Origin of the sequence: Anaerolinea thermolimosa, assembly GCF_001050195.2 — a bacterium.
Classification (GTDB): Bacteria; Chloroflexota; Anaerolineae; order Anaerolineales; family Anaerolineaceae; genus Anaerolinea; species Anaerolinea thermolimosa.
On the sequence record NZ_DF967965.1, the window covers coordinates 721,872 to 727,188 of the forward strand.

Here is a 5,317-nt window from a genome sequence, read left to right on the forward strand (position 1 = left end):
ATCGCTTACTGCCGCCGACCGTCAAAACCTTCTTTGGGCTTGGACAATTGCCTGCCCTTGCCCGCCTAACCCGAACTCACGTTAAGGAACATTGGCCAGCGTTTCAACGTTGTTGACCACGGTTGGTTTCCCGAAAAGCCCCTGAGCAGTGGGAAAGGGAGGGCGCGGGCGCGGATAGGCGGATTTCCCCTCGATGGATTCGATTTGAGCGGTTTCTTCACCGGCTACATAGGTTCCTGCTCCGCGCCGAACTTCAATATCAAAGCTGAAACTGGTGCCCATCACATGTTCGCCGAGGAAACCTGCCTGGCGGGCCTCTTCGACAGCACGGAGCATCACCTGATATTGAAACAGGTATTCCCCTCGAATATAAATATACCCTTTGCGTGCGCCAACAGCATATCCGGCAATGAGCATTCCTTCCAGGATCAGATGCGGCTCATCTTCCAGCAGAACCCGGTCTTTGAATGATCCTGGTTCGGCTTCGTCGGCGTTGCACAGGATGTACCTGGGTTCACCGGGTGCCTGGGCGGCTGTTTCCCATTTCTTTCCAGTTGGGAAAGCGGCCCCGCCACGACCGAGCAACCCGGAGGCTTTGATGGTCTCGATCACTTGCGAGGGAGACATCTGGAGGGCTTGTTCTAATCCCCGGTATCCCTGGGATGCCCGGTACAGAGCCAGCCAGTTTACACGATTCTTGCCGCAATTGGCGGTAAGAATGGCGATTTCATTCCGTACAATACTGCGAGGGTGGCGAAGCTTCCCCGATACCAGATCTTCGTAACTGACGGAGTCGGCGCGAGCCACCGGCGCACCTTGAACGATCATGGCAGGAGCGTGTTCACACAGGCCGAGGCACGGTGAATATTCGATGGTGAGTGTGCCCGGCTGTTCACCGGCTGCTCTGCGCGCTTCGAGCGATTGTGAAAGGCGCTTCATTACGGCCTCTGCGCCAGCATTGGCACAAACCGGGTTGTTGCAAACATGGATCACAGTTTTTCCTGCTGGCTGACGATAAAAGAGGGGGTAAAAGTTGACGATTTCATCCACCTCTTCCACAGACACGCCTAACCGGTGACTCACCTTCTGAATGGCATTCGGCGGGATATAGCCGAAAAGGGTCTGAACTTCATGAAGGATGGGAAGGAGTGCAGTGCGACCGAGGGGGGCGTATTGAGAGAGGATGGGTTCCAGTTGATGCAGATCGAGAGAGGTTTCTGGCATGGACGAATCCCTTTCTATTCTTTATTATAGCGATATATTGGCTCGGCTTGGTCGTGTTGTGGGGATGAATTCTACTCAATGGGCTGGTTCAGAAGGGGGGAAAGTCTGGTAGAATGGGCGATGGTTATGACGATGAAACGCTCTTCGGGAATGACCTTAGGAATGGTCGTGTTGCTGGTCAGTGGGGCGGTGGCCTGCAGTCTTCCCATGGGAAGGAATGTAGAAGGAGGAAGCACGCCCCCGCCTCAATACAGCACAGTGGCAGCCATGCTTACCCAAACTGCCGGGAGTTCTCCCGGCCCAACCATTCAGGCAACTTCAGGGGTAACCCAGGGGGCCACAGCGAGCGCTTCTGCGACCACAGCTCTCCGTCCCACGGATCGAACTTCCACGGTTACACTGGTCACGGCATCCGTTTTGTGTGATATGGCGCGTGCCGGTGTGCCCATTGATGTAACTATTCCGGATGATACACGTCTTTCACCGGGACAGCCTTTTGTTAAAACCTGGCGGCTGGTGAATGCTGGAAGCTGTACCTGGACACGCGGTTACGCTCTGGTGTGGTTTTCGGGAGATGAGCTGGGGGTGCGTCGGGTCGAGCCATTTACGGTAGAAGTGGCGCCCGGGCAGGTGGTGGATCTCTCTGTGGAGATGATTGCGCCTCTAAAGCCGGGAATTTACCAGAGCAACTGGAAACTCCGAAATGAAAAAGGGATTCTATTTGGCATCGGGCCGGGAGGTGAGGCGCCTTTCTGGGTGAGAATTCAAGTGGTAGCACCCGATACGGTAACCCCATCACCTCCACTTCCATCGGCTACACCTACCCCAGTGATCTCAGTCTCAGGGATTGTATCGTTGGGGGCCGAGCAGGGTATTGATCTGGATAGCGGACAGGTAGTTTCTGACCAGGAGGCTGATTTAATTTTCAGGATGAGTTCAGGAGAGGCGATGCTGGCTCCTGTCTCCGGCGGGTTGGTTGGCTTCTTTGGGTTTTCAGAACCCGGATTGAACGATTGTCAATCGGCTTCGGTGAGTGCGGAGACCCTCTTGCTGGGCCCGGAGATGGAGGGGCCGTATCTGTGCGCGCGCACGGGCAATGGCCTGCCAGCCAATCTGAAAATTCTACGCATTGACAGGGCGGGCCCGGTTCTGGATGTTGGCTTCAAGGTCTGGTCTGTACCCTGAGGAGACCATGGGTACTTTATACCTGGTAGCGACCCCGATTGGTAATCTTGAAGATATCACCCTGCGCGCCCTGCGCATTCTACGCGAGGTGCGTCTCATTGCAGCGGAGGATACACGGGTTACCCGGCGGTTACTCGATCGATACCAGATCCATACTCCGATGGTCAGTTACCATGAACATAACAAACTGGCCCGCCTGGATGAAGTGCTTCAAGCACTTGCTGAAGGAGATGTGGCCCTGGTTTCAGATGCCGGTACACCCGGCTTGAACGACCCTGGTTTTGAGCTGGTTCGTGCTGCCCTTGCGGCGGGGTTTTCGGTGAGTCCGGTGCCGGGGCCAGCGGCGCCGGTAGCCGCCCTGGTTGGTTCAGGGTTGCCTACTGATCGATTCCTGTATCTGGGGTATTTACACAGGAAATCGTCGCAACGGAGGCAGTCTCTGAGTGAGGTACAAACGTTGCCGTATACGATGATTTTTCTGGAGACCCCTCACCGGTTGGTCGAGGCGCTGGAGGATTTACGTGATGTGCTGGGCGACCGCCCGGCGGTTGCGGCGCGTGAGATAACGAAATTGCATGAGGAATTCATCCGTGGTACTCTGAGCAGCCTGCTGGAGTATTTTCAGATGCACGAGCCGCGCGGTGAGTTTGTGCTTGTGGTAGGGGGGGCACAACCGGAAGAGACGGCCTGGAATGAAGAACGGGTGCGGCAGACCTTGCTTGAAATGCTCAAGGAGGGGCAACCAGGGTCTGTGGCTGTGGAGGTGGTTTCTGGCAGAGCTGGCTGGCGGAAAAACCGCGTTTACCGCCTGTTGATGGAGATGAAACAGAGTAAAATCTGATGTATCACCCCTTGGAGGAGTTCATAATGAATCTGGATGATCTCGCCTTGTTCCGTTCTCTGGATAGCCAGGATATGATCGGGCAAATCGATCATTTACCCGACCAGCTGGCCGCCGCCTATCAGATGGGACTGCAAATGCCTTTGCCGCTTCAGCGCAACCTTCGGTATGTGGTGGTCTCCGGGATGGGAGGGTCGGCTATTGGAGCAGACCTGGTAAGCGCAGCTGTGGCCGGTCAGTGCAAGGTGCCGGTGATGGTACATCGAGATTATGGCTTGCCTGCGTTTGCCAGGGGAAGTGAAACATGCGTGGTTGCCTCCTCACATTCAGGGAATACTGAAGAAACCCTCTCTTCCTTTGAAGCAGGACTGGCGAGGGGGTGTCAGGTTCTGGCTATTTGCACAGGTGGGAAACTGGCTGAGGAAGCCCGGAAGAATCATGTGCCGCTCTGGACTTTTGACCATCATCATGCGCCGCGCACGGCTGTGGGCTACTCCTTTGGGCTTCTGCTGGCGGCTCTGTTCCGCCTGGGGCTGATCGAAGACCCGGCCAGGGACCTGGATGAGGCCCTTCACGCCATGCGCAACCTGCAAACCAATTTACGCCCGGATGTGCCAACCGTGCACAACCCGGCCAAACGCATGGCCGGGCAACTGGTGGGAAGGTGGGTGACGGTGCTGTCTGCCGACTTTCTGGCTCCGGTTGCCAGGCGCTGGAAAGGACAGATCAATGAGCTGGCAAAAGCCTGGGCGCAATTCGAATATCTCCCTGAAGCAGATCATAATACCCTGGCCGGTACCGAGAACCCACCGGAGATGCTACGGATGATGATGGCGCTGTTCCTGCGCGCTCCGGCCATGCAACCACGCAACCTGGCACGTCTGGAACTGACCCGCCAGATGTTCCTGGAGCAGGGGATTAATACCGACTTTATCGAGGGGCGCGGAAGCGGTCTTCTGGCACAGATGTGGACCACTCTTCTCTTTGGAGATTACACCGCGTATTATCTTTCGATGGCTTACGGAATAGACCCGACGCCGATTGATTTGCTGGACGCGTTTAAAGCCGAGATGGCCAGAGTGTGAGGGAACTGTGAAACACTTCAGTGGCTCGATTGAGGTGGTGACCGGATCCATGTTCAGCGGGAAGACCGATGAACTGATTCGCCGATTGAGACGGGCGCGGATTGCGCGGCAAAAAGTGCAGGTTTTTAAACCAGCTATCGATAACCGTTATGCTGTGGAAAAGGTCAAGTCACACGCTGGCAATGAATTTGAGGCTATCCCGATTGAATGCTCGGCGGATGTGCTGAAAAACCTGGATGTAGATACCTCAGTGGTAGGGATTGATGAAGCCCAATTTTTTGACGCCGGAATTGTGGATGTAGCCAAGCAGCTTGCCGACCGGGGAGTGCGCGTCATCGTTGCCGGGTTGGATATGGATTTTCGGGGTGAGCCTTTTGGAGTGATGCCCGTGCTGATGGCCATTGCTGAACGTGTGGATAAACTTCAGGCCATTTGTATGGTATGCGGTGAACCGGCCAGCCGCACTCAGCGGCTTGTCAATGGCAGACCCGCCCGGTATTCTGATCCGGTGGTGATTGTGGGCGCGGCAGAGATGTACGAGGCGCGCTGCCGTCAGCACCACGAAGTGCCCAGGGAGTAAAACCATGCAAGATTATCATGAGTTTTTAGGTGAAGTGTTGATTTCAGAGGCCGCGCTTCAGAAGCGAATCCGTGAGCTGGGCGAGGAAATTAGCCGGGATTATGAAGGGAAAAAATTGCTCCTGGTGTGTATTTTACGCGGAGGGGTTTTATTCCTGACGGATCTGATGCGGGCCATTCGCGTACCTCATGCGATTGAGTTTATGGCGGTTTCTTCCTATGGGGTGGGAGGGAGAGAGTCTACCGGTCAGGTACGGATTACCCTCGATTTAAATACCGATATTGCCGACCGGGATGTCATTCTGGTAGAAGATATTATAACGTGAATTCGGGATAAGACGAGGATCTCCAAAGGGAGTAAACTTTTGTCACCACAACAGAAGTCGAAACCCAAGGAGACCCT

The 5,317-nt window shown here is 55.2% G+C and carries 6 protein-coding genes; 5 read left to right on the forward strand and 1 reads right to left on the reverse strand.

The window, feature by feature from the left end; translation table 11 throughout:
• Positions 1 to 81: 81 nt before the first annotated feature.
• Positions 82 to 1,224 carry an NAD(P)H-dependent oxidoreductase subunit E gene (locus tag ATHL_RS03360; RefSeq protein WP_062189787.1) on the reverse strand — a complete coding sequence of 381 codons (1,143 nt, stop codon included), beginning with the start codon at positions 1,222 to 1,224 and terminating at the stop codon, positions 82 to 84.
• A gap of 126 nt (positions 1,225 to 1,350) precedes the next feature.
• Between ATHL_RS03360 and ATHL_RS03365 the strand changes: the two genes are divergently transcribed.
• Genes ATHL_RS03365 through ATHL_RS03385 form a run of 5 tightly spaced genes read left to right on the forward strand, consistent with a single transcriptional unit; the run spans position 1,351 to position 5,240 of the window.
• On the forward strand, positions 1,351 to 2,409 hold the full coding sequence (locus tag ATHL_RS03365) for an NBR1-Ig-like domain-containing protein (RefSeq protein ID WP_162787561.1): 1,059 nt from the start codon (positions 1,351 to 1,353) through the stop codon (positions 2,407 to 2,409).
• 7 nt (positions 2,410 to 2,416) lie between these two features.
• Positions 2,417 to 3,250 carry a 16S rRNA (cytidine(1402)-2'-O)-methyltransferase gene (rsmI, locus tag ATHL_RS03370; protein ID WP_062189791.1) on the forward strand — a complete coding sequence of 278 codons (834 nt, stop codon included), beginning with the start codon at positions 2,417 to 2,419 and terminating at the stop codon, positions 3,248 to 3,250.
• 26 nt (positions 3,251 to 3,276) lie between these two features.
• Complete coding sequence (locus ATHL_RS03375; protein ID WP_062189793.1) at positions 3,277 to 4,335, forward strand: bifunctional phosphoglucose/phosphomannose isomerase; 1,059 nt, start codon at positions 3,277 to 3,279, stop codon at positions 4,333 to 4,335.
• 49 nt (positions 4,336 to 4,384) lie between these two features.
• Positions 4,385 to 4,915 (forward strand): thymidine kinase, encoded by a 531-nt coding sequence (locus ATHL_RS03380; RefSeq protein ID WP_062189795.1) that lies wholly within the window; start codon positions 4,385 to 4,387, stop codon positions 4,913 to 4,915.
• Positions 4,916 to 4,919: 4 nt separating this feature from the next.
• Positions 4,920 to 5,240, forward strand: coding sequence for a phosphoribosyltransferase (locus ATHL_RS03385; protein WP_236822320.1), 321 nt, complete (start codon positions 4,920 to 4,922; stop codon positions 5,238 to 5,240).
• Positions 5,241 to 5,317: the final 77 nt, after the last annotated feature.

Excerpts from the sequence above, each read along its gene's own strand:
- ATHL_RS03360 (WP_062189787.1), bottom strand. The coding sequence starts at position 1,224 with ATGCCAGAAACCTCTCTCGATCTGCATCAACTGGAACCCATCCTCTCT.
- ATHL_RS03365 (WP_162787561.1), top strand. The coding sequence starts at position 1,351 with ATGACGATGAAACGCTCTTCGGGAATGACCTTAGGAATGGTCGTGTTG.
- ATHL_RS03380 (WP_062189795.1), top strand. The coding sequence starts at position 4,385 with ATGTTCAGCGGGAAGACCGATGAACTGATTCGCCGATTGAGACGGGCG.
- ATHL_RS03375 (WP_062189793.1), top strand. The coding sequence starts at position 3,277 with ATGAATCTGGATGATCTCGCCTTGTTCCGTTCTCTGGATAGCCAGGAT.
- rsmI (WP_062189791.1), top strand. The coding sequence starts at position 2,417 with ATGGGTACTTTATACCTGGTAGCGACCCCGATTGGTAATCTTGAAGAT.
- ATHL_RS03385 (WP_236822320.1), top strand. The coding sequence starts at position 4,920 with ATGCAAGATTATCATGAGTTTTTAGGTGAAGTGTTGATTTCAGAGGCC.